The 24,624-nt window shown below is 63.0% G+C and carries 27 protein-coding genes; 21 read left to right on the plus strand and 6 right to left on the minus strand.

All coding sequences use genetic code 11. The features are described from left to right. Together EN949_RS16475 and EN949_RS16480 are read left to right on the plus strand one after the other, a co-directional pair. On the plus strand, positions 1-276 hold a 276-nt coding region (locus EN949_RS16475), incomplete at its 5' end, for a hypothetical protein (protein ID WP_206534953.1). A gap of 405 nt (positions 277-681) precedes the next feature. After that, positions 682-1,278, plus strand: coding sequence for a glutathione S-transferase family protein (locus EN949_RS16480; RefSeq protein WP_013532484.1), 597 nt, complete (start codon positions 682-684; stop codon positions 1,276-1,278). A 96-nt stretch (positions 1,279-1,374) separates the two neighbouring features. Here the strand turns inward: EN949_RS16480 and EN949_RS16485 are convergent, their stop codons facing one another. Beyond that, a complete protein-coding gene (locus tag EN949_RS16485; protein ID WP_013532483.1) occupies positions 1,375-2,037 on the minus strand; it encodes an outer membrane protein in 663 nt (220 codons plus the stop codon). Positions 2,038-2,450: 413 nt separating this feature from the next. Here EN949_RS16485 and EN949_RS16490 point away from each other — a divergent pair, with 413 nt between their 5' ends. From EN949_RS16490 to EN949_RS16515, 6 genes are all read left to right on the plus strand, one after another. Beyond that, the gene (locus EN949_RS16490; protein ID WP_013532482.1) at positions 2,451-3,215 is read left to right on the plus strand and encodes an SDR family oxidoreductase; all 765 of its coding nucleotides are present in this window, start codon (positions 2,451-2,453) and stop codon (positions 3,213-3,215) included. After that, complete coding sequence (uvrC, locus tag EN949_RS16495) at positions 3,212-5,275, plus strand: excinuclease ABC subunit UvrC (RefSeq protein WP_127371065.1); 2,064 nt, start codon at positions 3,212-3,214, stop codon at positions 5,273-5,275. The genes EN949_RS16490 and uvrC overlap by 4 nt, the downstream gene beginning before the upstream one ends. 97 nt (positions 5,276-5,372) lie before the next feature. Next, a complete protein-coding gene (pgsA, locus tag EN949_RS16500) occupies positions 5,373-5,969 on the plus strand; it encodes a CDP-diacylglycerol--glycerol-3-phosphate 3-phosphatidyltransferase (protein WP_013532480.1) in 597 nt (198 codons plus the stop codon). A gap of 1 nt (position 5,970) precedes the next feature. After that, positions 5,971-6,228 (plus strand): molybdopterin converting factor subunit 1, encoded by a 258-nt coding sequence (gene moaD, locus EN949_RS16505; protein ID WP_013532479.1) that lies wholly within the window; start codon positions 5,971-5,973, stop codon positions 6,226-6,228. A gap of 1 nt (position 6,229) precedes the next feature. Beyond that, on the plus strand, positions 6,230-6,706 hold the full coding sequence (locus EN949_RS16510) for a molybdenum cofactor biosynthesis protein MoaE (RefSeq protein WP_063171808.1): 477 nt from the start codon (positions 6,230-6,232) through the stop codon (positions 6,704-6,706). A gap of 125 nt (positions 6,707-6,831) precedes the next feature. Further along, positions 6,832-7,596: a YbaY family lipoprotein gene (locus tag EN949_RS16515; protein WP_013532477.1), complete on the plus strand. Its 765-nt coding sequence runs from the start codon at positions 6,832-6,834 to the stop codon at positions 7,594-7,596. Between the two features lie 68 nt (positions 7,597-7,664). Here the strand turns inward: EN949_RS16515 and ndk are convergent, their stop codons facing one another. Then, the gene (ndk, locus tag EN949_RS16520; protein WP_013532476.1) at positions 7,665-8,087 is read right to left on the minus strand and encodes a nucleoside-diphosphate kinase; all 423 of its coding nucleotides are present in this window, start codon (positions 8,085-8,087) and stop codon (positions 7,665-7,667) included. A 159-nt stretch (positions 8,088-8,246) separates the two neighbouring features. Here ndk and EN949_RS16525 point away from each other — a divergent pair, with 159 nt between their 5' ends. Beyond that, the gene (locus tag EN949_RS16525) at positions 8,247-8,504 is read left to right on the plus strand and encodes a DUF2934 domain-containing protein (protein WP_013532475.1); all 258 of its coding nucleotides are present in this window, start codon (positions 8,247-8,249) and stop codon (positions 8,502-8,504) included. Positions 8,505-8,521: 17 nt separating this feature from the next. On the opposite strand, the gene EN949_RS16530 is transcribed toward EN949_RS16525, so the two are convergent. After that, positions 8,522-9,214, minus strand: a complete 693-nt coding sequence (locus tag EN949_RS16530) for a glutathione S-transferase family protein (protein WP_127367016.1) — start codon at positions 9,212-9,214, stop codon at positions 8,522-8,524. Between the two features lie 59 nt (positions 9,215-9,273). Here EN949_RS16530 and EN949_RS16535 point away from each other — a divergent pair, with 59 nt between their 5' ends. Then, complete coding sequence (locus tag EN949_RS16535; RefSeq protein ID WP_027162724.1) at positions 9,274-9,786, plus strand: DinB family protein; 513 nt, start codon at positions 9,274-9,276, stop codon at positions 9,784-9,786. A gap of 96 nt (positions 9,787-9,882) precedes the next feature. On the opposite strand, the gene EN949_RS16540 is transcribed toward EN949_RS16535, so the two are convergent. Continuing rightward, a complete protein-coding gene (locus tag EN949_RS16540) occupies positions 9,883-10,842 on the minus strand; it encodes a LysR substrate-binding domain-containing protein (protein ID WP_024504291.1) in 960 nt (319 codons plus the stop codon). A gap of 110 nt (positions 10,843-10,952) precedes the next feature. On the opposite strand from EN949_RS16540, the gene EN949_RS35870 reads away from it, so the two are divergent. The 6 genes from EN949_RS35870 to EN949_RS16575 all read left to right on the plus strand — a co-directional run bounded on the left by EN949_RS35870 (position 10,953) and on the right by EN949_RS16575 (position 17,780). After that, positions 10,953-11,786: a hypothetical protein gene (locus tag EN949_RS35870; protein ID WP_024504290.1), complete on the plus strand. Its 834-nt coding sequence runs from the start codon at positions 10,953-10,955 to the stop codon at positions 11,784-11,786. Between the two features lie 45 nt (positions 11,787-11,831). Further along, positions 11,832-12,779 (plus strand): DMT family transporter, encoded by a 948-nt coding sequence (locus EN949_RS16555; RefSeq protein ID WP_127366039.1) that lies wholly within the window; start codon positions 11,832-11,834, stop codon positions 12,777-12,779. Continuing rightward, positions 12,772-12,975, plus strand: a complete 204-nt coding sequence (locus EN949_RS16560) for a hypothetical protein (protein ID WP_024504288.1) — start codon at positions 12,772-12,774, stop codon at positions 12,973-12,975. Before EN949_RS16555 ends, EN949_RS16560 begins: the two co-directional genes overlap by 8 nt. A gap of 162 nt (positions 12,976-13,137) precedes the next feature. Continuing rightward, positions 13,138-13,587 (plus strand): MucR family transcriptional regulator, encoded by a 450-nt coding sequence (locus EN949_RS16565; RefSeq protein WP_013532467.1) that lies wholly within the window; start codon positions 13,138-13,140, stop codon positions 13,585-13,587. A 124-nt stretch (positions 13,588-13,711) separates the two neighbouring features. After that, entirely contained in the window at positions 13,712-15,589 is a 1,878-nt protein-coding gene (locus EN949_RS16570; protein ID WP_027162727.1) for an ABC-F family ATP-binding cassette domain-containing protein, read from the plus strand. An 82-nt stretch (positions 15,590-15,671) separates the two neighbouring features. Continuing rightward, positions 15,672-17,780, plus strand: a complete 2,109-nt coding sequence (locus tag EN949_RS16575; RefSeq protein WP_127366038.1) for a molybdopterin oxidoreductase family protein — start codon at positions 15,672-15,674, stop codon at positions 17,778-17,780. 26 nt (positions 17,781-17,806) lie between these two features. On the opposite strand, the gene EN949_RS16580 is transcribed toward EN949_RS16575, so the two are convergent. Together EN949_RS16580 and EN949_RS16585 are read right to left on the minus strand one after the other, a co-directional pair. Then, the gene (locus EN949_RS16580; RefSeq protein WP_127366037.1) at positions 17,807-18,949 is read right to left on the minus strand and encodes an NAD(P)/FAD-dependent oxidoreductase; all 1,143 of its coding nucleotides are present in this window, start codon (positions 18,947-18,949) and stop codon (positions 17,807-17,809) included. An 81-nt stretch (positions 18,950-19,030) separates the two neighbouring features. Continuing rightward, on the minus strand, positions 19,031-19,540 hold the full coding sequence (locus tag EN949_RS16585) for an Lrp/AsnC family transcriptional regulator (protein ID WP_164754774.1): 510 nt from the start codon (positions 19,538-19,540) through the stop codon (positions 19,031-19,033). 72 nt (positions 19,541-19,612) lie between these two features. On the opposite strand from EN949_RS16585, the gene EN949_RS16590 reads away from it, so the two are divergent. The 5 genes from EN949_RS16590 to EN949_RS16610 form a co-directional block, all read left to right on the plus strand. Next, positions 19,613-20,821 carry a diaminopropionate ammonia-lyase gene (locus tag EN949_RS16590; protein WP_127366035.1) on the plus strand — a complete coding sequence of 403 codons (1,209 nt, stop codon included), beginning with the start codon at positions 19,613-19,615 and terminating at the stop codon, positions 20,819-20,821. After that, entirely contained in the window at positions 20,818-22,044 is a 1,227-nt protein-coding gene (locus EN949_RS16595; protein ID WP_127366034.1) for a Zn-dependent hydrolase, read from the plus strand. Before EN949_RS16590 ends, EN949_RS16595 begins: the two co-directional genes overlap by 4 nt. A gap of 33 nt (positions 22,045-22,077) precedes the next feature. Beyond that, entirely contained in the window at positions 22,078-23,244 is a 1,167-nt protein-coding gene (locus tag EN949_RS16600) for a M20 aminoacylase family protein (protein ID WP_127371192.1), read from the plus strand. A 394-nt stretch (positions 23,245-23,638) separates the two neighbouring features. After that, a complete protein-coding gene (locus EN949_RS16605) occupies positions 23,639-23,812 on the plus strand; it encodes a hypothetical protein (RefSeq protein ID WP_013532459.1) in 174 nt (57 codons plus the stop codon). 97 nt (positions 23,813-23,909) lie between these two features. Further along, positions 23,910-24,624, plus strand: a 715-nt coding sequence (locus EN949_RS16610; RefSeq protein ID WP_164782505.1) for an ATP-dependent helicase, incomplete at its 3' end; no start/stop codon positions are given.

Below are 24,624 nucleotides of genomic sequence, written 5' to 3' on the forward strand. Positions count from 1 at the left end.
GTGAAGAGGGCGGCACCCGCCAAGGCAGCGGCAAAGCCGGCTGCCAAGGCGGCACCGGCCAAGAAGCCTGCAGCGAAAGCTGCGGCGAAACCCGCAGCGAAGAAGGCAGCAGCACCTGCCAAGAAACCGGCTGCCAAGGCTGCACCAGCCAAGAAGCCGGCTGCCAAGGCTGCTCCGGCAAAGAAGGCTGCGGCAGCGAAATCTTCAGCGCCGGTGAAGAAAGCGGCACCTGCGGCCAAGCCGAAGGCAGCGCCCGCGAAGGCCGGCAAGAAGTAGTCGCGCTTCCCTCGCCGGGGGCGGTGCCGAAACAGTCAAGGGCGGGTGCCTCACAGGGCGCCCCGCTCGTTGTTTAGGCAGTCGGAAGGCGAGAACAGAGGCGGACGGAGGATATCTTTTCGCAGCTCCCAGGACTTCGCCATAGGGCGGAGTCCGGTGGGGCTTTTTTCGTGTCATTCATGCGGCTGATGAAACATCGGCGCGAGGCTCGTCGGTCTTGCCAGTCGGCTGGCGGCTTCGCGCGATCCCGGCAACCATGGTGATGAAGCACCGTCTTCATGGAGCGCTCGCTAAACGGCCCTGGCCGCTGCGTCGCTCGCTGGCGGCTGGGTTTTCCGCTTCTGGCCATTGCCCGATCGCGCCCGATCGGTCAACACTGCCGGCCTGCAAAACAGGAAACGGATCATGCCCAGACTGCTCTATGCGTCGTCTTCTCCCTACAGTTCCAAGGTACGAATGGCGGCAGCCTATGCCGGCATCGCTGTCGATCTGGTGCCGATCAAGACCGAGGAGAAGCCGGCCGACTTGATGATCGCCAACCCGCTCGGCAAGATTCCGGTTCTGGTGCTCGACGACGGTCGCTCCATCCATGACAGTCGCGCCATCACCCAGCATCTCAACCGTTTGTCGAAGAGCGCGCTTTTTCCACGCAATCCCGACAAGCGGCTCGAGGCGGAAGTGCTGGAGGCATTGGCCGACGGCATTTGCGACTGTGCGCTGTCGATGGTCTATGAACGGCGCACGCGGCCTGAGGAGATGGTCTATCAGCCCTGGCTCGATCGCCAGTGGGCGAAGATCACGGCGGCACTCGACCTGCTCAACGCCAACCCGCCGAAGCTGCCGAAAAAGATCACCGCCGGCCAGATGGCGCTGCGCGCCTGCCTTGGCTATCTCGCGCTGCGCTTTGCCGGGAAATGGGAGAAGGGTCGCGCCCGGCTGACGCGGTGGGCGGCACGCTTCGACGAGAAGTTTCCAGAACTGAAGCCCTGCATTCCCGGTTGAGCGCCCATTACCCGAATAGATTTACCCGGAAATCACGCGAGCATAAAAAAAAGCCGGGCGCGAGGCCCGGCTTTTTCGTGTCGTGGCTTGAACGACTTAGAACTTCATACCGACGCCGAAGGTGACGCGGTTGTCGGTGGCCTTGACCTTGCCGATGCCATCGAAGCTCTTGCTGCCGAAGTCGGTGTAACGATACTCGACACGACCGAAGACATTGTCGGTCAGCTTGATGTCGGTGCCGAGACCGGCGGTCCAGCCGAGCAACGTAGCGCGGTCCGAACCGTATACGTCGTCTTCGACCTTCAGGCTTCTTCCGGCGAGACCGCCGGTGCCATAGAGCAGGATTTCGGGGGTCACGGCATAGCCGAGACGGGCTCGCAACGAACCCTCGAAGCCGGCCTTGGAATTGACGCCAGAATCGTCGCCCTTGACGCCGTTGTAGCCGAGTTCGGCTTCAGCGCCGTAGACGAAGTTCTCTTGCTGCCACTGATAGCCGCCGAAGACGCTGCCGACGAAGCCCTTGGTGCCGACGTCAACATTGTCAACACCCAGATCCTTTTCCTTGGTATGGCCGCTGAAGCCATAGCCGACGTTGAGACCGGCGTAGGGGCCGGCCCACGAAGCGACGGGAAGTTCAGCGATCGGCGCAGGTGCCGGCGGCTCTTCCGAAACCACGTCAGCAGCATAGGCAGTTCCGCTGAGGGCGAAGAGCCCGAGCGCAACGGCCAGCGGCCGTGCGAATTTGAGATTGGCTTGCATTGTTCTTTACTCCTTAAGCCACAGGACACAGGCTTGTTTCTCACGATCGCCATCGACCCGTCCGGGGGGTGAAACGGATCTGGCGTTCGTCGGTTCCAAATGTCGTGTCAAAATGCGGCTGAAGCGAACCTGAACTTGGGTCATTCCCCGGCGCAAATGAGGCAGAACCTTGACGTTGCATCTTCGCAACAGCGAAATGGCAGGAACCATCCGGTGCTGCGCTGCACACCGCTTGGTGCAAGGACTCCAGCACCCTATATTGCGGTCGGGCACGCCTGAGTCCAGGGCGGGCCAAGATGCCCAAACGGCCGTTTCGCCACAATGCTGCCCAAGGTGCGAACACCATTTAACGCATGCCGGGCCATATTTCGCCGGCACTGCTTTTTCGGGCCGAAATTGAGGATTGACACCATATGAGCAAAGCCACTGTCACGGCGCTGGTGACGGGCGGGGCCAGGCGGATCGGCAGGGCGATCGTCGAGGATCTCGCCGCGCACGGTTTTGCCGTCGCCATCCATTGCAACCGCTCGCGCAGCGAGGCCGATGCGTTGGCTGCCGAAATCATCGCCGGAGGTGGCCGCGCCGCGGTGGTCGCCGCCGACCTGACCGATATGGACGCCATCGATGACCTTATCGGCGAGGCGCAAGCAGCGCTAGGGCCGCTCTCGCTGCTGGTCAACAACGCGTCGCTGTTCGAGGACGATTCGGTTCTGGATTTCGACTGGCGGGCCTGGGACCGGCACTTTGCCGTCCATGTGAAAGCGCCCGCGCTCCTGGCGCAGAATTTCGCCCGGGCACTACCGGCAGGGCAGGAGGGCCTGATCGTCAACATGATAGACCAGCGCGTCTGGCGGCCGACGCCGCGCTACTTCTCCTATGCACTGTCCAAATCGACGCTGTGGACAGCCACCCAGATGATGGCGCAAGCGCTCGGTCCCCGCGTCCGCGTCAATGCCATCGGCCCGGGGCCGACATTGAAGAACGCGCGTCAGGACGACAGCGATTTTGCAGCCCAAGTCGATGGCTTGATCCTCAAGCGCGGCCCGGAATTGCCGGAATTCGGCGCCACTATCCGCTATCTCTGGGAAGCGCGCTCGGTCACCGGCCAGATGATCGCGCTTGATGGCGGCCAGCATCTTGCGTGGCAGACGCCCGATGTGACAGGCATGACGGAATGAGTCCTGTAGACCACAAAAGCAAGCCGCGCGGCGGCACCGACGATCTGCCCCCCGATATCGACCTCGAGGACGAGGCGGTCGAGGAAATCGTTGAAACCGTCGGTCCCGATGTCGCCTTCACCGCCATCGACTGGACGCCGCATGCCGGCGACGCGGAAGGCATGATCGGCGCCGAGGTGATCCAGACGCTGGTCAAGCGGCTGCCCAACGCGCCCGGCGTCTACCGCATGATGAACGCTGCCGGCGATGTGCTCTATGTCGGCAAGGCACGCAGCCTGAAGAAGCGCGTCACCAACTACGCGCAAGGCCGCTTCCACACCACCCGCATCGGCCGCATGGTGCGCGAAACGTCGACGATGGAGTTCGTCGTCACCCGCACCGAGATCGAAGCGCTGCTGCTCGAAGCCAATCTTATCAAGCGCTTGCGGCCGCGATTCAACGTCCTGATGCGCGACGACAAGTCGTTTCCCTATATCCTCTTGACCGGCGACCATGTCTCGCCGGGCATCTACAAGCATCGCGGCGCGCGCTCGCGCAAAGGCGATTATTTCGGTCCCTTTGCTTCGGCCGGTGCCGTTGGCCGCACCATCAACTCGCTGCAGCGCGCCTTTCTGCTGCGCAGTTGCACCAACTCGTTCTACGAGAACCGCACGCGGCCATGCCTGCTTTATCAGATCAAGCGCTGCGCCGGTCCCTGCACCGGCGAGGTCTCGCACCAGGACTATGCCGAGCTGGTCAATGAGGCGAAGGACTTCTTGTCCGGCCGCAGCCAGAAGGTGAAGACGGAAATCTCGGCCGCCATGCAGCAGGCGTCGGAAGCTCTCGATTTCGAGCGCGCCGCGATCTATCGCGACCGGTTGGCGGCCCTGTCGCATGTGCAGAGCCACCAGGGCATCAACCCGGCGACCGTCGACGAAGCCGATGTCTTCGCCATCCATCAGGAAGGCGGCCAGGTCTGCATCCAGGTGTTCTTCTTCCGCACCGGCCAGAACTGGGGCAACCGCGCCTATTTCCCCAAGGCCGATCCGGCGTTGGAAGCAGCCGAGGTGCTGGGCTCGTTCCTGGCACAGTTCTATGACGACAAGCCGACGCCGCGGAACATTCTTCTGTCGCATGGCGTCGAGGATCAGGAATTGCTGGCCGAGGCGCTCTCCACCCGCGCCGGCCGCAAGGTCGCAATCTCCGTGCCGCAGCGCGGCGAGAAGAAGGACCTGACCGACAACGCTTTGCAGAATGCCCGCGAAGCGCTCGGACGCCGGCTGGCTGAAACCTCCACCCAGGGACGCCTGCTTGCCGGTTTCGCCGAGACATTCGGCCTAACCAAGCCGCCAGTGCGCATCGAGGTCTACGACAATTCGCACATCATGGGCACCAATGCCGTCGGCGCCATGGTCGTTGCCGGACCGGAGGGGTTCGTGAAGAACCAGTACCGGAAATTCAACATCCGCTCGACCGAGATCACGCTTGGCGACGATTTCGGCATGATGCGCGAGGTGATGGAACGGCGGTTTTCGCGGTTGCTCAAGGAGCATGGCGATGTCCCGGCTGGGGATGCAGCCGGCGGTTCGGCAGACGATATGGAGGACGATATCTCCGGCAGCTTCCCGGCCTGGCCCGATGTCATCCTGATCGACGGTGGCCAGGGCCAGATGACCGCGGTGCGCAAGATCCTCGCCGATCTCGGCATCGAGGATCGCGTGGTTGCCATCGGCATCGCCAAGGGCCAGGACCGCGATGCCGGCCGCGAGCGGTTCTTCGTCAAAGGCAGGGACTCGTTTTCGCTACCGGTCCGCGACCCCGTGCTCTATTTCGTCCAGCGGCTGCGCGATGAGGTTCACCGTTTCGCGATCGGCTCGCATCGGGCTCGCCGCAAGAAGGAAATGGTCAAGAGCCCACTGGATGAGATCAGCGGCATCGGTCCCGGCCGCAAGCGGGCATTGCTGCTGGCATTCGGCACCGCCAAGGCGGTCAGCCGCGCGGCCATCGAGGATCTGCGGAAAGTCGACGGGATTTCCGAGCAGGTGGCGAAACTGGTCTACAATCACTTCCACGAGAGTTGAAAAATCTGGCACTTTCATCTGGCCTGTCGAATCTGGCCTGTTGACCCCCCACATTCGCTTCTGATTTGAGTAGGCAGGCAGAAAGAGTTTCCCGGATATGGCCAAGCGCGCGTTCAACCTGCCCAACATGCTCACCTACGCCCGCATCGTCGCGGTGCCGATGGTGGTGCTGTGCTTTTTTCTCGAAGGACATCTGAAGTCGAGCGACTTTGCCCGCTGGTCGGCGCTGATCATCTTCCTGCTCGCCTCGATCACCGATTATCTGGATGGCTATCTGGCGCGCGCCTGGCAACAAACCTCCAACATCGGCAAGATGCTCGACCCGATCGCTGACAAGCTGCTGGTCGCCACCTGCCTGCTGCTGCTGGCTGCGGACACCGATCGCCATGCGGGCATTGCCGGCTGGTCGTTGTGGGCGGCGATCATCATCCTGTGCCGCGAAATCCTCGTCTCGGGCCTGCGCGAATATCTGGCGGCGCTGAAAGTCTCGGTGCCGGTGACGCAGCTGGCAAAATGGAAGACCGCCATCCAGATGGTCGCCATAGCGTTCCTCTTGGCCGGACCGGCCGGCGACAAGATCTTTCCGCTGACCACCCAGACCGGGCTGGTGCTGCTGTGGATCGCGGCGTTGGTCACGCTCTACACCGGCTACGACTATTTCCGCGCCGGCCTCAAGCACATCATGGACGAGTGAGATGACGACCCGGCTCATCTATTTTGCCTGGGTGCGCGAGCGCATCGGCATGCCCGAGGAAGACGTCGACTTGCCGGCTGGCATCGAGACGGTCGCCGATCTCCTGCGCTGGCTGAAATCGCGCGGCGAGGGCTACGAGCACGCGCTGCAATATCCCGACGTGATCCGCGTCGCCATCAACCAGGAGCATGTCGAGCACCGCGAGAAGATCGCGGGCGCCCGCGAAATCGCGCTGTTCCCGCCGATGACCGGGGGCTGACATGACCGGCGCGGTCTTACCTGTCGTGCGCATTCAGCGCCAAGATTTTGACGTCGCGGCCGAGATCGCCAGACTGACGCTAGGCCGCGCCGATATCGGCGCCGTGGTGAGCTTCTCAGGCCTTTGCCGCGACGAGCAGGGCGCGCTCTCAGCGCTCGAGCTCGAACACTATCCCGGTATGGCCGAAGCAGAAATCGCCCGCATCGCTGCTGAAGCGGTCGAGCGTTGGCCGTTGCAGGGGCTCACCGCCATCCACCGCCACGGGAAGATCGCGCCCGGCGAGAACATCGTGCTGGTGGTGGCAGCCTCCGCGCACCGCCATGCGGCGTTCGAGGCGGCGAATTTTCTCATGGACTATCTCAAATCGCGCGCGCCCTTCTGGAAGAAGGAGCATCGGGCTGACGGTTCGGAGGGTGGCTGGGTCGAGGCCAAGGAAGCCGATGCAACGGCCGCGCAACGCTGGAAAGCGTCCGAATAAGATCGCCGCAGCCATGCATTGACCGCAATCCTTTGGCCAATTGGCGGAATTGGTCAGCCTGGGCATTGGCAGCCCGGGGCATTGGCAGCCCAGGGCATTGGCAGCCCGGGGTGAGGGAGATAGTCATGCTGGACAGGATCGCGGAGTTCTTCATCTTCGGTTTCGTGCCTCTGGTCGTCGGCATATTGGCCGTTCCTGAGCAGTCTGTTGCCGCCGAAAAGGCAGTGAGAGGCGAAGTGATCTATCGCGAGCGCATTGCCTTGCCGCCCAGTGCCGTGCTCTCCGTGCAACTTGCCGATGTGTCGCTGGCCGATGCGCCGGCCACCATTATCGGCGAGCAGAAAGTAAAGCCGACCGGCCAGGTGCCGATCAGCTTCGAGATCAAATTCGACCCTTCCGTCATCCGGTCGCAGATGACTTACGCGTTGCAAGCCCGCATCACCGTCGACGACAAGCTCCTGTTCATCTCCGATATGCGCCATCAGGTCGATCCGCTGACCGACGTGCCGCAGACCATCATGCTGAAGATGGTCGCCCCGAACGCCGAGCCGACGGTTTCGGTCTTCGACCAGCTCTGGCTGGTCGACTATGTCGACGGCATCGGCGTCATCGCTGCCCCGCAAGCGACATTCAGGGTCAGCGAGGCCGGCAAGGCGGGCGGCAGCGGCCCCTGCAACACCTATTTCGCCACCGCCAAGGTCAATGGGCAAACGATCGTGATCGGAGACATCGGTTCGACCTACAAGGCCTGTGCGCCAGAGGTGATGGCCGAGGAAAAGGCGCTGTTCGATGCGCTGGCCAAGGCGGCGTCATACCGTGTCGAGGCCGGCAAGCTCATCATATCAGGCAAGGATGGCCGCGAGATCCTGCGCTTTAGCGCGGCGAGCTGACCCCCAACGAAAAAGGCCGGCGAAACGCCGGCCTTCTTTTTACGGAATCCAAGGTCTGGATCGTCGGCTCAGCCGACGATCTCGGTGTCCGAGAACCAGTACTTGATCTCTTCTGCCGCGGTCTCCGGTGCGTCGGAGCCGTGCACGGAGTTTTCGCCGATCGACAGCGCATGAACCTTGCGGATGGTGCCTTCGGCGGCGTTGGCCGGGTTCGTGGCGCCCATCACTTCGCGGTTCCTGGCAATGGCGTTCTCGCCTTCCAGCACCTGGACGACGGTCGGTGCCGACGACATGAATTCAACCAATTCGCCGAAGAAAGGACGGTCCTTGTGGACGGCATAGAAGCCTTCCGCTTCGCGGCGGCTCATCCAGACCCGGCGCGAGGCGATGACGCGCAGGCCTGCCTCTTCCAGCATCCTGGTGATGGCGCCGGTGAGATTGCGCCGGGTTGCGTCCGGCTTGATCATGGAAAATGTGCGTTCGAGCGCCATGGGTCGTCCTTGTCTGAGAATGGAATTGAGAGTGGCGGGCTCTATACAAGCCGCCCGGCCCATTGCCAAGGGCCCCCGATCAGACGGCTGCACAGCAACGCTTTGCTTGCTATAGTCGCGTGCCGGCGCCGCGCTGAGGTCGGGCCGTATGGAGACAACATGACCATGACAGACGATCGTCAGGAACGCATTCGCAACCGTGCGCACCAGATCTGGCTGCAAGAGGGCCAGCCGGCTGGACATCATGAGCGCCATTGGCATCAGGCGGCGGCGGATGTCGACCAGGAGGACGCCACGGACAAGTCGGCAGCCAAAAAGCCAACCAAGAAGGCAGCTGGCGCCGCCAAGCCAAAAGCCGCCCCCAAGGAGGCAAAGGCTGCCACGAAGGCCGGCAAGCCAAAGAAGGCGGCCAAGTAAGTTACTGCTTTACGGCGTCAAGCCGCGGCGGCGACCTTTCGTCCCAGCCCGCCATGCAGGTCGAGGCAGCGGGCGAACCACTGCGCCACCACGTCGCCGTCGTCGAGCAATTGGTAGGGCGAGGCTATGCGCGCCCATTGCAAGGCGCCGAAGACGATATAGTCGCCAAACAGCGGCGCCGCGCCGCCGATGAACGGCTGATAGAAAAGCATCGAGCGCAATGGCTCCAGCGAGGCTCTGAAAGTGCCGAGCCCGGCCTCCCTGGCGGCCTTCACCTCCTCCAGCCTCTTGCCAAGACGCTGCTCCCGGCTCTGGCGGAAATAGACGGCGTTTTCCGCGTCCTGCATGGCATGAAGGTCCATGATGGCCGCGGTGGTCACGTAGGGATGAATGGTCACTTGCGACCAGCGTTCGATGAAGCGCGCCATCGCCTCGCCGCCTTCACCGCCAAACAGCGTCGGCCGGTCCGGATAGGCTTCATCGAGATAGAGCGCGATGGCGAAGGAATCCGCGAGGACTGTCTCGCCGTCGCGGATCACCGGAACGGTTTTCGAAACGCCGCCCTCGACAGCGGGCACCTCGAGAAAGCGCGTCGGTACGGTTGATATGTCGAGCCCCTTGTGGGCAAGCGCCATCGCCACCTTCCAGCAATGCGGGCTGAACGGACGTGTGCTGTCGCGTCCGACGAGATCATAAAGCAGAATGGTCATTGGCGGCGGCTCCCGTGCGGGTTAGGTAGGCCCCGCATCGACGCGAGCCGAGGGAAGCCATGAGACAGCATTTCATGATGTTTGCGGCCTATAATCAATGGGCCAACGGTCGCATCTATGATGCCGCCGCCGAACTCGATGATGAGGAATTCAACCGCGATGTCGGCGCCTTCTTCGGCTCGATGATGGGCACGCTCAACCACCTTTTGACTGCCGACCGCATCTGGATGAAGCGCTTCACCGGGGAGGGCGACGCGCCGACGACACTGGACGCTATCCTGCATCGGGGGTTGACCGGCCTGCGGGCGGCGCGTGAAGCCGAGGACAGGCGGATCATCGATTGGGTCGGCGGCCTCAATGACAAGGCGTTGACGGGCCGGTTCACCTACATGACCGTCTCGGACATGCGCACCGTCTCGCAAAGGCTGGCGCCGGCGCTGGACCATGTCTTCAACCACCAGACCCACCATCGCGGCCAGGCGCATACGATCCTGACCAGCCTGGGACGGCCAAGCCTGGGGTTGGACCTGATGCTTTTCCAGCGGACCGAGGAGGGCAGGGCTTTCGCCTGATCGGTGGCGTTGGCGTAGCCAGTCCGAAGGTTGTGCCGACCATCGCTGCATTTTGTGCTGCAGCATCATCTTTGCATCAGTAGGCACCGGATGGATTCAGGCAGCCGTCGAAGCCTCGCCCCTGATTTCGTTGTCCAACTGGGACTGGGTCAGGGCCGCTTCCGCCATGACCCACTGCTTGAACAACTGGACCTTGCGTGCGGCAAGGCCTTTCAGCGGAGAGACAAAATACCAGCCAGCCGTGTTCGGATGATGGACGGCGAAGGGAGCCACCAGCCTTTCGGCGCGAATGTCGCTGGCCATATAGGCACGGTTGGCCACCGCAAAGCCCATCCCGGAATTGGCTGCCTCGTAGGACATCATGCACGAGTCGAAATAGATGCTCTTGGTCTCGCTGAGCACGAAGCTGGCGCCGGCGAAACCAAGCCAGGACTGCCAATTCTGGGTGCAGGTGTCGGAATGCAGCAGGGTGAAGTGCTTGAGGTCGTCCGGTGTCACCTTCGACAGCCGCTTGTCGCCGAGGACTTCGTGGAACAGCTTGCGGCTGCACACCGGTGTCAGGTCTTCGCGAAACAGCAGATCGGACTGCAGCCCGTGAAAGTGACCGTCGCCATAACGGATTTCGAGATCGAATTCCGAGGCCGTGAGCTCATGCGTCGCGTAGGAGGTTGAGACCCGCATCACGATATCGGGATATTGCTGCTGGAACAGCGGCAGGCGCGGAAACAGCCAGCGTGCCGCGAAGGTCGGCAGCACCGATATTTTTAGCACATGCTCCTGCGATTGCCCGGTCGCTTCCATGCTGGCGGCGACGATTCGCTCCAGCGCCTCACGAACGCGCGAGACATAGGTCTCGCCCTCCGGCGTCAACGACACCGCATTGCCGCCGCGCTGGAAAATCTTGAAACGAAGCTGATCCTCCAGGCTTTTCACGCGCTGGCTGACCGCTGAAGCGGTAATAAACTGTTCTTCACCGGCGCGCGTGAAATTACCGTGCCTTGCAGCACTTTCCACGATTTTCAGCGAATTGAGGTTGACCTGACTGAGCAGACGCACGGTTTCGACCTTAAGCTTGGCTTACACTAGCACCAGCATTCCTAATTTTACAGGGGTGGGTGAATTAATCGACTGTTTACCAAGTGTTGCCCCCATCCTGGAGAAGTACAATGAACGCCCATACCATTCCCGAACTGCGTTATGCGATGAGCCGCGAAGCCATTATCGGCCATGAAACCGCCTGGAAAGTGTCGAGTTTCGGTGTCGCGCAATATCTGCACGGCTATGACCCGGCACTGCTTGCCGCGATCGAGGAGGCTGCCCTGAAGCTCAAGGCCAGCCATGCCGTGCACAAGCACCTCGATCTGACCTTCATCACCGGGGCCGACCGTTTCATCCCCGAGATCAGGGAATTGCTGCATGACAAGCTGCGCCTGGAGCGGCTGTCCGACATGATGGGCACCAAGCTGGAGCCCTATCCGCTGTCGATCGTCGGCTCGACGGTCACCTTCATGAATCCCAGGGACGGCGCCGTGGAGTGGCATTGCGATGGCGTTCCGGTCACCGAGCTCATTCCGCTGTCGATCAGCAATCCGCTGGTCGGCGGCCACCTCGAAATCTATTGCGACGACTCCGAAACCGGCCGCGCCATTCTCGAATCCGGCCGCGAGATCCCGCGCAACAGTGTCATGCGCATCGATCACAAGATGAACTACGCGACGCTCGGCCAGTTCCTGGGCGTCCTGCATCGCACCGCGCCGATCCGGTTCGGCGAGCGCGTCACGCTGGTGCTCAACCAGCGCTCGGTGGCCAAACCCTATGTCGACGACAACAGAATGTTCTATCTCGCCGCCGACAATGACCACGACCGTGAGTGGGTCAGCGAACTGGCCGAAGATGTCTGGACCAACCAGCTCCCGGCCTACCGTCGGTTCGAGGCGGAGCATCCCGTGCCCGCCGCCGTCGATGCTCCGGTTCCGGGCGGAGCCAGGGAATCATGGTAGTGAACCATGATCCCGAAAAGTCGGAACCGGTTTTCGGACAGGATCATGGTCGAACAGCAAAATAGAATCCCATGCCGATTGTTTCGGCAGGGATCCGGCTCGATATCCGCGTTGGTCTTCGCTGCCGGTGCGGTGGCGTTGTGGTCCACCAATGCCCTGATCGGCAAATCCCTGCTGGCCGGCCACCCGGTGTCGCAGGTCCAGTTCCTGCAATTTGCAGGCGCTGCACTCGTCTTCGCCGCCATCCGATTGATGAGCCGGGCCATCCGATTGATGAGCCGGGAAAGAGTAGCACCGGTCACGGCCGGGGCGGCGTTCATCTCTCTCGCGGTCGGCTTCATCGGTCTGGTCGGCACCATGGTGCTGCAATACATCGCCTTCGCTTCGATGCCGGTGATCGAGGCCAATCTGGTCGCCTACACCTGGCCGTTGATGGTCGCGGCGGCAGTCATTGCCTTGGAAAATCCGCGGCGTCCGGCACTGTTGGGTCTCGCCGCGGTGGTAGGCTTCATCGGCGTCGCGCTGGTGATTTCGGGAGGGCGCAACCAATCCTGGTTCGACGGCGATCTGGTCGGATATCTCGCCGCATTCGGGTCGGCGCTGTGCATGGCCTTCTATTCGATCATGGTGGGACGGGTCGCCACCCCAGCCGATCGCCTGTTGCTGCCCTCATCGTTGATCGGCGTCGCTTTGACGTTTCTGTGGTGCGCTCGCGACGGTTTCACCTGGCCCATCGGCGCGGACCTGGCTCTCGGCCTTTATCTCGGCGCCGGTCCGATGGGCTTGGGCTACTATTTCTGGTCGCGCGCCTTGAAGCTTGAAGGCAGCGGCAGGGTCGCGGTGGTCGCCTATCTCACGCCGATCGCCTCGACCCTGCTTTTGACCTTGTCCGGCGAACGGCTGACGGTGACGGCCATTATCGGAGCCATCCTCGTCATCGGCAGTTGTGTCGCGGTCGGTGTGGAACGTTCGGAGGCCGAAAACCATGTTTGACGAGAATGAGCGTCTGGCCATTCAGGAAGCGCATTGGCTGATCGACGAATTCGGCGCCGAGGCGCCGCTTTACGCCGCGATGAGGGCCGAAAAGGCGATAGAACAAAAGGATTTCGCGCGCTGCGCCCGCTGGAAGCGTATTCTGGAGATATTGGACGAAAGTCCTGCCGCTAAGTCTGCTGGTTCCAAGTATTAGATTTTCTAATTTGCACGGCGTCGATTTCGCATGAATGCTATTTTGGCCGATTCTTCATTCTTTTATGAGGCTTGGCGGTCCGTTGGGGGACGCGGTTAAAGAGATACATCGACACAAGTCTTCGCTGGGGTGGAGGATTTTGTCGCAAATAAGGTGAAAGAATTGTCAAATATCGATGATAAGACCGTTATCGAGCTGACGGCCGATATTGTCTCGGCCTATGTAGGCAACAATCCCCTTCCGGCTTCCGGCCTGCCTGAGTTGATTGCCAGCGTCAGTGCTTCGGTTCGCAAGCTCGCTGGTGCAGTTGTCGCGGAAACTCCAAACCTGGTTCCGGCAGTCAATCCGAAGAAGTCGGTGTTTCCCGACTACATCATCTGCCTTGAGGACGGAAAGAAGTTCAAGTCGCTCAAGCGGCATCTGCGGACCGACTACGGCCTGAGCCCGGACGACTATCGGGCCAAATGGGGCTTGCCGCCGGACTATCCGATGGTTGCGCCGAACTACTCGGCGACGCGATCGGCGCTGGCAAAGTCGACGGGACTGGGCCGCAAGCCGGCAGCAGCGCCGGCCGCTGTCGCCAAGGCAACGAAGCGCAAGGCGACTGCCTGAGAGCAGGCAAGCCACTGTTCGGCTGCTTTGACGGCGCCCTCGCGGGCGTCGTTTCGAGGCCTTGTGCGGCCAACTGGCCCGCAAGGCCTTGCGAAGCGTTGATGTCCGGTGCAAAAGCGCGGCCATGCTGATCATCAACGACCTATCGCTCCGCATGGCCGGACGCCTGCTTCTCGACCATGCCTCGCTGACCTTGCCGGCCGGCACCAAAGCCGGCCTTGTCGGCCGCAACGGTACCGGCAAGACGACGCTGTTCAAGGCCATTACCGGCGATTTCCCGTCCGAGACAGGCTCGATCAGCCTGCCGAAGAGCACCCGCATCGGCCAGGTGGCGCAGGAAGCGCCAGGCACCGAGGATGCGCTGATCGAGATCGTGCTCAAGGCCGATCTCGAACGCACGGCGTTGCTCGAAGAGGAAAAGACGGCGACCGATCCGCACCGCATCGCCGACATCCATATGCGGCTGGCCGATATTGACGCGCACTCAGCCGAATCCCGCGCCGCCACCATTCTCGCCGGCCTCGGCTTCGATGACGCTGCGCAACGGCGTCCGGCCTCCTCCTTTTCCGGCGGCTGGCGCATGCGCGTGGCGCTCGCCGCGGTGCTGTTTGCCGAGCCCGATCTGCTGCTGCTCGACGAGCCGACCAACTATCTCGATCTTGAAGGCACGCTGTGGTTGGAAAACTACGTGTCGAAATATCCGCACACCGTGCTTTTGATCTCGCACGACCGCGACCTGCTCAACCGCGCCGTCAACTCGATCGTTCACCTCGACCAGAAGAAGCTGACCTTCTGGCGCGGCGGCTACGACCAGTTCGAGCGTCAATACACCGAGCAGAAGGAATTGCAGGAGAAGGGCCGCGTCAAGCAGGAAGCCGCGCGCAAGCACATGGAATCCTTCGTCGAACGGTTCCGCGCCAAGGCCTCCAAGGCGAGACAGGCACAGTCGCGCATCAAGGCACTGGAAAAAATGAAGCCGATCGCGGCCCTTGTGAACGATTCGGTGCGGCCGTTCTCCTTCCCCGAGCCGGTGAAGACGGTGGCCTCGCCGATCGTGGCGCTGAACAACGTCAATGTCGGCTACACCGAGGGGCAGCCGATCCTTAAGAAGATGACGCTGCGCATCGACGCCGACGACCGCATCGCGCTGCTCGGCGCCAACGGCAACGGCAAGTCGACCTTCGCCAAATTGCTGTCCGGCCGGTTGAAGCAGGAGAGCGGCACCATGACGGTGGCGCCCGGGCTGAAGGTGGCGATCTTCGCTCAGCATCAGCTCGACGATCTGCGGCCGGACGAAAACGCCTACGAGCATGTCCGCCGGTTGATGCCGGAGGCGCCGGAATCGAAGGTACGCGGCCGCGTCGCCCAGTTCGGCCTCACCACCGAGAAGATGAACACCGCCGCCAAGGATCTGTCGGGCGGCGAGAAGGCACGACTGTTGATGGGCCTGTCGGCCTTCGAGGGGCCGAACCTGTTCATCCTCGACGAACCGACCAACCATCTCGACATCGACAGCCGCGAATCGCTGATCCATGCGTTGAACGAATTCCCTGGCGCCGTCATCCTGATCTCGCATGATCGCCATCTGCTCGAGGCAACCGCCGACCGGCTGTGGCTGGTCAAGGACGGCGCGGTCAACCCCTATGACGGCGATCTGGAAGACTACAAGACGCTGGTCACCGGCGTGTCCGGCGACCGCCGCGGCAAGCGCGAGGCCGACAAGGCATCAAAGGCCGACCGCCGTCGCGATGCGGCGGCACGCCGCGCCGCCTTCGAGCCGCTGGCCAAGGAAATCCGCGCCACCGAAGCGCTGATGGACCGCATCCGCAAGCGCATCGACGGCATCGAGGACGAACTGTCCAATCCGGCGGTGTACGAAAAGGATCCCTCGACGGCGACCCGGCTGGCCAAGGAGCGCTCGCAACTGGCCCAGACGCTGGCCGGCCACGAGGAAAAGTGGCTGTCCATGTCGGCAGAGTATGAGGAAGGCACGGCGGAGTGATTACGCAATCTCCCCACAAGTGGGGAGATTGGCTAATCATCTGGCCCTACACGCGCCCTTTGAAACCCGCTAGTCTTGCCGCATGAACCAGCACGCCAAGCTCAGAATCGGCCATTCCGCCTGTCCGCATGATTGCCCGTCGACCTGTGCGCTCGAGGTCGAACTGCTCGACGGCAATCGGATCGGCCGCGTCCATGGCGCCAAGTCCAACAGCTACACCGCCGGCGTCGTCTGCGCCAAGGTTGCGCGTTATGCCGACCGCGTCCACCATCCCGACCGTTTGCTGAAGCCGCTGATCCGCGCCGGCGCTAAGGGCGACGGCGCCTGGAAGGAAGCGAGTTGGGAGGCCGCGCTCGACCTCGTCGCCGAAAAGTTCATTGCGGCCGAGGAGAGGTACGGCTCGGAGACGATCTGGCCCTACTACTATGCCGGCACGATGGGGCTGGTGCAGCGCGACGGCATCGACCGGCTGCGCCACGCGAAAAAGTATTCCGGCTTCTTCGGGTCAATCTGCACCAATCTCGCCTGGACGGGCTGGATGATGGGGGCCGGCGCCTTGCGCGGGCCGGACCCGCGCGAGATGGCGAAATCCGATTGCGTGGTGATCTGGGGCACCAATGCGGTGGTGACCCAAGTCAACGTCATGACCCACGCCATCAAGGCGCGCAAGGAGCGCGGCGCCAAGATCGTCGTCATCGACGTCTACGAAAACGCGACGATGAAGCAGGCCGATCTCGGCCTGGTGCTGAAGCCGGGCACCGACGGCGCGCTGGCCTGCGCGGTCATGCATGTGCTGTTCAAGGAGGGCATGGCCGACCGCGCCTATCTCTCGAAATACACCGACGACCCGAGAGGGCTGGAAGCGCATCTCGAGACGCACACGCCGGCGTGGGCGGCCGGGATCACGGGCCTGACGGTTGCCGAGATCGAGGCCTTCGCCCGCCTCGTCGGCACGACCAAGAAGACCTATTTCCGCCTCGGCTATGGTTTTGCACGCCAGCGCAATGGCGCCGTCAACATGCATGCCGCCTCGTGCATCGCGGCTGTCACAGGCAGCTGGCAATATGAGGGCGGCGGCGCCTTCCATTCCAATTCCGGCATCTTCAAGCTCAACCAGGATGTGCTCGAAGGCACCAAGATGCGCGATCCCTCGATCCGCTATCTCGACCATTCGCGCATCGGCCCGGTGCTGACCGGTGCCAGCGATGCGCTCTATGGTGGCCCGCCGGTGACGGCGATGCTGATCCAGAACACCAATCCGGTGAATGTCGCGCCGGAGCAGCGGCTGGTGACGCAAGGCTTCCTGCGCGACGACCTGTTCACTTGCGTGCACGAGCAGTTCATGACCGACACGGCCAAGCTTGCCGACATCGTATTGCCGGCCACGATGTTCCTCGAGCACGACGATGTCTACAAGGGCGGCGGCAACCAGCACATCACGCTTGGCCCCAAGCTGATCGAGCCGCCGGAGGGACCGCGCACCAACCATTTCGTCATCGAGCAATTGGCTGATCGCCTCGGTGTCGCCGACCGTCCGGGTTTCGGCCTGACCGAGCAGCAGCATATCGACATCATCCTGGGCAAGCGCGGGCTGGGCAGTTTCGAAAGCTTGAAGCAAGACAAATGGGTCGACCTGCAGCCGGATTTCGAGGCAGCACACTTCATCAACGGATTTGGCCACGCGGATGGAAAATTCCGCTTCCGCGCCGACTGGACCGGGCAGGCGGCGCCCAACCGGCCGCCCAAAAGCATGGGCCTGTTCGGCCCGGTGGCGCGGCTGCCGGAATTCCCCGACCATGTCGACCTGATCGAGGTCGCCGACGAAGCCCACCCGTTCCGGCTGACGACGTCGCCGGCGCGCAACTTCCTCAATTCGACATTCTCGGAAACACCGGTGTCGAAAGCCAGGGAGGGCCGCCCGGAACTGCTTCTACATCCCGACGATGCCGCGGCACTTGGGCTGGCCGATGGCGACCGTGTCGAGGTCGGCAACCAGCGCGGCGAAGTCGTGCTGCATGCAAAACTGTTCGACGGCATCAAGCGTGGCGTGGTGATCGCCGAAGGCATCTGGCCAAACAGCGCCCATGAGCGCGGCGAGGGCATCAACGTTTTGACCGGCGCCGACGCGCCTGCACCCTATGGGGGTGCTGCCTTCCACGACAACAAGGTCTGGCTGCGCGCGGCAAGGTGAGAGAACTCAGTTGCTCTCGCGTCAAATTATACCGGCAGGGCTTCGGCCACCTTCTTTCGGTTTCGCCTAAGACTGATGTCGTCGGCGATCTGCTCGGCCTCGATCGAGATTTCGCGCAGCAATCCGGTGACCGGACTGTGAAAGCCGATGAGATAGAGGCCAAGCTCTGAAGCCCTCGCATTGACGCCGCTGCGCTCTGGCTGAACGCCGGGCTCCAGCAATTTGGCGTAGCCGGGCCGGAAGCCGGTGGCGAAGATGATCGCATCGAACTCGCCATGCCTGCCGTCGGCAAAACGGGCGCCCTGTTCGGTGATCTCGGCAATGTCGGGTACGATCTTGATCGCACCTTCGCGGATCTTGCTCACCGTGCCGATATCGATCGTCGGAATGCGGGACGCCTCGCTGATCTGCTGCAGCATTCCTTGCTTGGGCCGCTTGAGCCCGTACTTCTCCAGCCTGCCCAACGCCAGATCGAGGATGATGGGGAACAAGGCATCGTTGATGCGCTGCGGCATCAGGCGCGCCGCCATGCCGATCATCTGGATGGGCACGCCAAGCAGTTCGCGCGGTACGATATGAACGCCGCCGCGCACCGAAATCGTCGGCCGCGCACCGCCTTCCACCAGATCGAGCGCAATCTCGGCGCCGGTATTGCCCATGCCGACGATCAGCACCGGCTGACCGGCGAAAGGCATTGCGTTGCGATAGTCGGCGCTATGCAGCTTTCGGCCCTTGAAGGTATCGGCGCCGGCAAATCCGGGCATCAGCGGCTCTGCGTTGTTGCCAGATGCAATCACAACGTTTGAAGCATGCAAGGGGCCGGTCGTCGTATCCACGAGCCAGCTTCTGCCCCGCCGGGTGATCGCCCGCACTGTTTCTCCAAATCGCGGCCGCAGATCGAAACGTTGCGCATAGGCATCGAGATAGTCGACGAAGAGATCGCGCGGCACATAACGCGGATAGTCCCTGGGGAAGGGCGCGAAGGGCAGCGAGGAAAAGCGCTTGGCCGTGTGCAAATGGACGCGCTCATAGTGGCGTCGCCAGGCGGGTGCGGCCTGCTGCTCCTTTTCCAGCAGGACGAAATCCGGCCCGCTCTGCCGCAGGCACGCGGCAATGGCCAGGCCCGCCGGCCCGGCACCGATGATCGCAACTGGGGTGGTGTCGTCCAAGCGCGCCTCCGCGGCAGAATTCACAGCCCGAGAATGTCAAAAACATGGTGGGAAAGTAAAGGCCTGCCGCGCGACAAATATTTAGACAGGCAAAGGCACCGTCAACCCTACCTTGACCCGGTCCATGGCAACGAACGTGCGGAATTTTCGGACATTGTTGCTGTCGAAGAACAGTTTTCGCGTCAGCGCCTCATAGGCGCCCATGTCGGCCACTGTGATGACCAGGATGAAGTCGGCCTCGCCGGTGACGTAATAGCATTGCTGGACCTCGGGGGTCGCCGAGAACTGCCGCTTGGCCGCGTCGATCAGTTCGGCGCGTTCGCTCTCGAGTTCCACCTCGACGAAGATGGTGATGGGGTGGCCGACCGCTGCCGGCTCGACGACAGCGACATTGCCGGCAATGACGCCGGTCTGCTCCATGCGCTTGATGCGGCGCTGCACCGCCGGCGCCGACAGGTTCACCGCCTCGCCGATCAACCGCTGCGGCGTCGTGTTGTCGCGCTGCAGGATGGCAAGGATGGCGAGATCGAAACTATCGAGCGAGGACGGCAATGCAGGCAATGGAATATCCCGGACGAAACAAACTTGCATTTAAGAGACCATATTACAGCGCTCTTTGCGTCGCTCCTGCAATATGTTCTCGCTGACCAACGGGACCGGCCAATGTTCCTGCTCAACCGCAACGCATCGCACCGCCGGCCGCTCGATCCGATCGATGCCGAAACCCTTGGCGTGGCCGGAGCCGACACAGTCGAGCGTTTTCTCAGCCACCGCGACAATCACCGGATGACGCCGCTGCATGCACTGCCGGCGCTCGCCAGCGAATTCGGACTGGGCGCCATCCATATCAAGGATGAAGGCTTTCGCCTCGGCCTCGGCAGCTTCAAGGCGCTTGGCGGCGCCTATGCCGTCTTCCGCCTGGTGCTGGAGGAGGCCGGCAGTCGCCTTGGCCGGCCCGTCGACATGGCCGATCTCGATCAGGCTGACGTGCGGGCGGTCGCCGCGGCGATGACATTTGCCTGTGCGACCGACGGCAATCATGGCCGCTCCGTCGCGCAAGGCGTGCAACTCGTCGGCGCGCGGGCGGCGGTCTTCGTCCACGCCGGGGTCAGCGAGGAGCGCATCGCGGCGATCGCCCGCTATGGCGCCGAGATGATCCGCGTCCACGGCAATTATGACGATTCGGTCAGGCAAGCTGCCCAGGTTTCGGCCGACAAGGACTGGACCGTAGTCTCCGACACCTCGTGGCCGGGCTATGAGCGCATTCCCGGCCTGGTCATGCAGGGCTATACCGCGATCGTACGCGAAGCCTTGCGCCAACTCCCTCGGACGCCGACCCACGTCTTCGTGCAGGCCGGTGTCGGCGGCATTGCCGCCGCGCTGGCCGGTCATCTGGCCATCGTGCTCGGTGACGCCAGGCCGACCTTCATCGTGGTCGAGCCGGCGCGTGCCGCTTGTGTTCTCGCAGCCGCCCAGGTCGGGCGCCCGGTCAAGGTCGCGCACGGCCAGCCGACGGTGATGGCCATGCTTGAATGTTACGAAGCCTCGCCGGTCGCCTGGCGGGTGCTGGCGCGCGCCGCCGACGCCTTCATGACGGTGGATGAGGACGAGGCCATCGCGGTGATGCGGCGGCTGGCCTGGCCGGCCGGCGGTGACCCGGTGATCGTCGCCGGCGAAAGCGGTGGTGTCGGCCTTGCCGGGCTGATCCGGGCGGTGGCCGACAACCGGGCCGATCTTGGACTTGACGGCAAATCGCGGGTGCTGGTGATCAACACCGAAGGCGCCACCGACCCGCATCGCTACGCCGAACTGGTTGGCATGAACCCGGCCGATGTGCTGGAAGGCAAGATGACAGTCGAGGCAACGGCATGATCGCCATCGATGCGCAGCGCCTGCTCGGCCGCATCCGCGAACTCGGCGCTGTTGGCCGGGATGGCGAGGGCAGGCTGACCCGGCTGGCCGCCTCAGACACCGACAGGCAGGGCCGCGACCTCTTCGTCGGCTGGCTTCGGCAGGCCGGGCTCGATGTCGCCATCGACCGGGTCGGCAACATTTTCGGCATCTGGCAAAACCCGGAAATTACCGGGCAAGCGCCGCTGCTCATCGGCTCGCACATCGATACCGTCATCGATGCCGGCATTTATGACGGCTGCTACGGGGTGCTTGCCGGGCTGGAAGTGATCGAGACGCTCAAGGCGACAGGCTTTTCGCCGTCGCGCCCGGTCGCGGTCGCCGCTTTCACCAATGAGGAGGGCGTACGCTACACACCCGACATGATGGGCTCGCTGGTCCACGCCGGCGGCATCGATGCCGAAACGGTGCTGGCGGCCGTCGGCACCGACGGCAGCGTGCTCGGTCAGGAGCTTGCCCGCATCGGCTATGCCGGCGACCGGGAGCCCGGCTTCCTCACGCCGCACGCCTATCTCGAACTGCATATTGAGCAAGGGCCGGTGCTGGAGCGCGAAGGCTTGCCGGTCGGCGCGGTGGAGAATCTGCAAGGCATCTCCTGGCAGCGCATCACCATCGACGGCGTCGCCAACCATGCCGGCACCACGCCGATGTCGATGCGCAACGATGCCGGCCACGCCGCCGCCCGGGTCATCACCTTCCTGCTCGACCGGACCAAAGCCTCGAACGCGCCGACCGTCGCCACCGTCGGCACGATCCGCTTCGAGCCGAATGCCATCAATGTCATCCCTTCGCGCGCGGTCTTCACCGTCGATCTGCGCGATCCCGACGAACAGCGCCTGCAGGCGGCGGAAGCGGCGCTTGCCGCCCATCTCGAGCAGCTTGCCGCCGCTGAGAACGTGACGGTTTCGGTCGAGCAACTGGCCCGCTTCGAACCGGTGATCTTCGACCTGCGCATCGTCGAACAAATCGAGGCCGCCGCGAAACGCCGTGGCCTCGGGGTCAGGCGCATGACATCAGGCGCCGGCCACGACGCGCAGATGCTGGCGTGTATCGCGCCTGCGGCGATGATCTTCGTGCCGAGCGTTGGCGGCATCAGTCACAGTCCTCGCGAACACACCGATGACGCAGAGCTTGTTGCCGGCGCCAACATCCTGCTTGATGTGGCCGCGCAACTGGCAAAGTAGGTCAGAAGGGGCAGAAGCAGAAGGGGCAGAAGAATGTCTGAACTCGATCGCGACGCGCTGAAGCAGGAGATGATTTTCTGGCGGCGCGATCTGCATGCACACCCGGAATTCGGCTTCGAGGAGAAGCGCACCGCCGCCTTCGTCGCCGCCAAACTGCGTGAATTTGGGTTGGACGATGTCACCGAAGGCGTCGGCGGCACCGGTGTCGTCGGCACGCTGAAGCGCGGTAGCGGCAACCGGGCGATTGCGCTGAGGGCCGACATGGATGCGCTGCGCATATCAGAACAATCGGACGCATCTTACCGGTCCGGCAATCCCGGCATCATGCATGCCTGCGGCCATGACGGCCACACCACCATGCTGCTCGGCGCGGCAAAGCTGCTGGCCGGTGAGGGCGGTTTCGACGGCACCGTGCGCTTTGTCTTCCAGCCGGCCGAGGAATGGGGCAGGGGCGCACTCGCCATGCTCGAAGATGGGCTGATGCAGCGCTTTCCCTTTGACGAGATCTTTGGCCTGCACAATATGCCCGGCCTGCCGATCGGGCATTTCGAGACCCGTGCCGGACCCATAATGTCGGCCGAGGACAACTTCGAGATCGTGCTCAAGGGGCTCGGCGGCCATGCCGCGCGGCCGCATGCGGGCAACGAGACGCTGGTCGCGGCCTGCGCGCTGGTCACCAATCTGCAGACCATCGTCTCGCGCCGGCTGAGTCCGGCCGACATATCCGTGGTTTCGGTGACCGAGCTGATCACCGACGGCACCCGCAACGCTTTGCCCGGTCTTGCCCGCATCCTCGGCGATGCGCGCAGCTTCCGTCCCGAGGTCAGCGCCGAGATCGAGCGGCAGATGCGCATTATCGCCGAGGGCATCGCCGCCGCCTATAATGTCACCGCCGAGGTCAAGTACAGCAGGGAGTTCGTGCCGCTGCGCAACGATGCCGAACTGGTCGATGCCGCATTCGCCGCCGCCAGAGGCGTCTTCGAACCCGGCAACATCGCCGTCGCCCGCGAGCCGATGACCGCCTCCGAGGATTTCGCCCGCTTTCTCGACCATGTGCCGGGCTGCTTCGCCTTCCTCGGCAATGGCGAGGGTTCGGCGCCGCTGCACAATTCCAGCTACGACTTCGACGATGAGGGGCTGTTGTTCGGCACGAATTTCCATGTCGCGCTGGTCAGGCAAAGGCTCGCGGCCGGGAGATGATCGCGGCGTCACGATTGTCAAACATGCGTATCGCGAGCCGGATATGGGTAGAGTCGCGGGCAGATACGCTGTTAACAAAAACAATGTTCCGATGACGCAAGGGAAAGACTCAGCTAGCCTTACCTGTGCGGCGGACCCAATTATCCGCTTGGCCGGCGCTTCACTCCTCCCAAGCGGCGCCGGCCTTCTTCTCCAAAAGTTCGTCCGGGACGCCACGGCGGGTTGCGGCAGCACGCGAAGCTCGCAAAGGCCAAGTTCCGCCTCCGGTTGCCTCGAGAATGCATCGGGAGCGCTGGCGAAACCGCCCTCCATCTTCGACTGCGCGCGTGGACGATTGGCAAGGGAACCAAAGGCGGTTTCCCCGGTTGGTTCTGCTCCAAAGGAGTGCTGCACCATGTTCCGTCTGCTCGTCGCCGGCGCCTTCGCCTATGTCACTTATCGCATCGCCAGGAAGATGGTCGAAAACGTGCCCGATACGGTCGACCCGCTGCTGTTGCCGCCGTCGCAACCTGATCGCGAGACCTTGCGACGGCAGTCGGCCGACATGGGTGTCGATCCGCAACGCTAGCCGCGATCCCTTCTCTTCAGACCGGCCCCAGTCCTGCATGGGTTAGGTGTGCCCGCATCGATGTTGCGAACAAAGCAGAAACGATGCTTGATGGGCGATGAACCTCGCCACCGCTGATTCGACCTTTCGGGAACCGACCGTCCAGCCTGCCTATCTCGCGCGGCTGAACGATGCCCAGCGCCAGGCCGTCGAGCACGGCGCCGGTCAGATTGCCGGCCCGTTGCTGGTCATTGCCGGCGCCGGATCTGGCAAGACCAACACGCTGGCGCATCGCGTCGCTCATCTGATCGTCAAGGGCGCCGACCCGCGCCGCATCCTGCTGATGACGTTTTCGCGCCGCGCCGCATCCGAAATGGCCAGGCGCGTCGAGCGTATTGCCGGCGAGGTGCTCGGCCGCGATGCAGCCGTCATCACCGATGCGCTGACCTGGGCCGGCACCTTTCACGGCATCGGCGCGCGGCTGTTGCGCGACTATGCGCTGGAGATCGGTCTCGACCCGGCCTTCACCATCCATGATCGCGAGGATTCCGCCGACCTGATGAATCTGGTCCGCCACGAGCTCGGCTTCTCGAAGACGGAAGCGCGCTTCCCCACCAAGGGCACTTGCCTTGCCATCTATTCGCGCGCCGTCAACGCGCAGGCGCCGCTCAATGAGGTTTTGGGTTCCGCCTTTCCCTGGTGCGCCGGCTGGGCGGAGCAGCTGAAAGAATTGTTCGCCGGTTATGTCGAGGCCAAGCAGGCGCAAAACGTGCTCGATTACGACGATTTGCTGCTCTACTGGGCGCAGATGGCGGCGGAGCCCGAGATAGCAG

It is taken from the genome of Mesorhizobium sp. M7A.F.Ca.US.007.01.2.1 (assembly GCF_003998165.1).
Classification (GTDB): Bacteria; Pseudomonadota; Alphaproteobacteria; order Rhizobiales; family Rhizobiaceae; genus Mesorhizobium; species Mesorhizobium ciceri.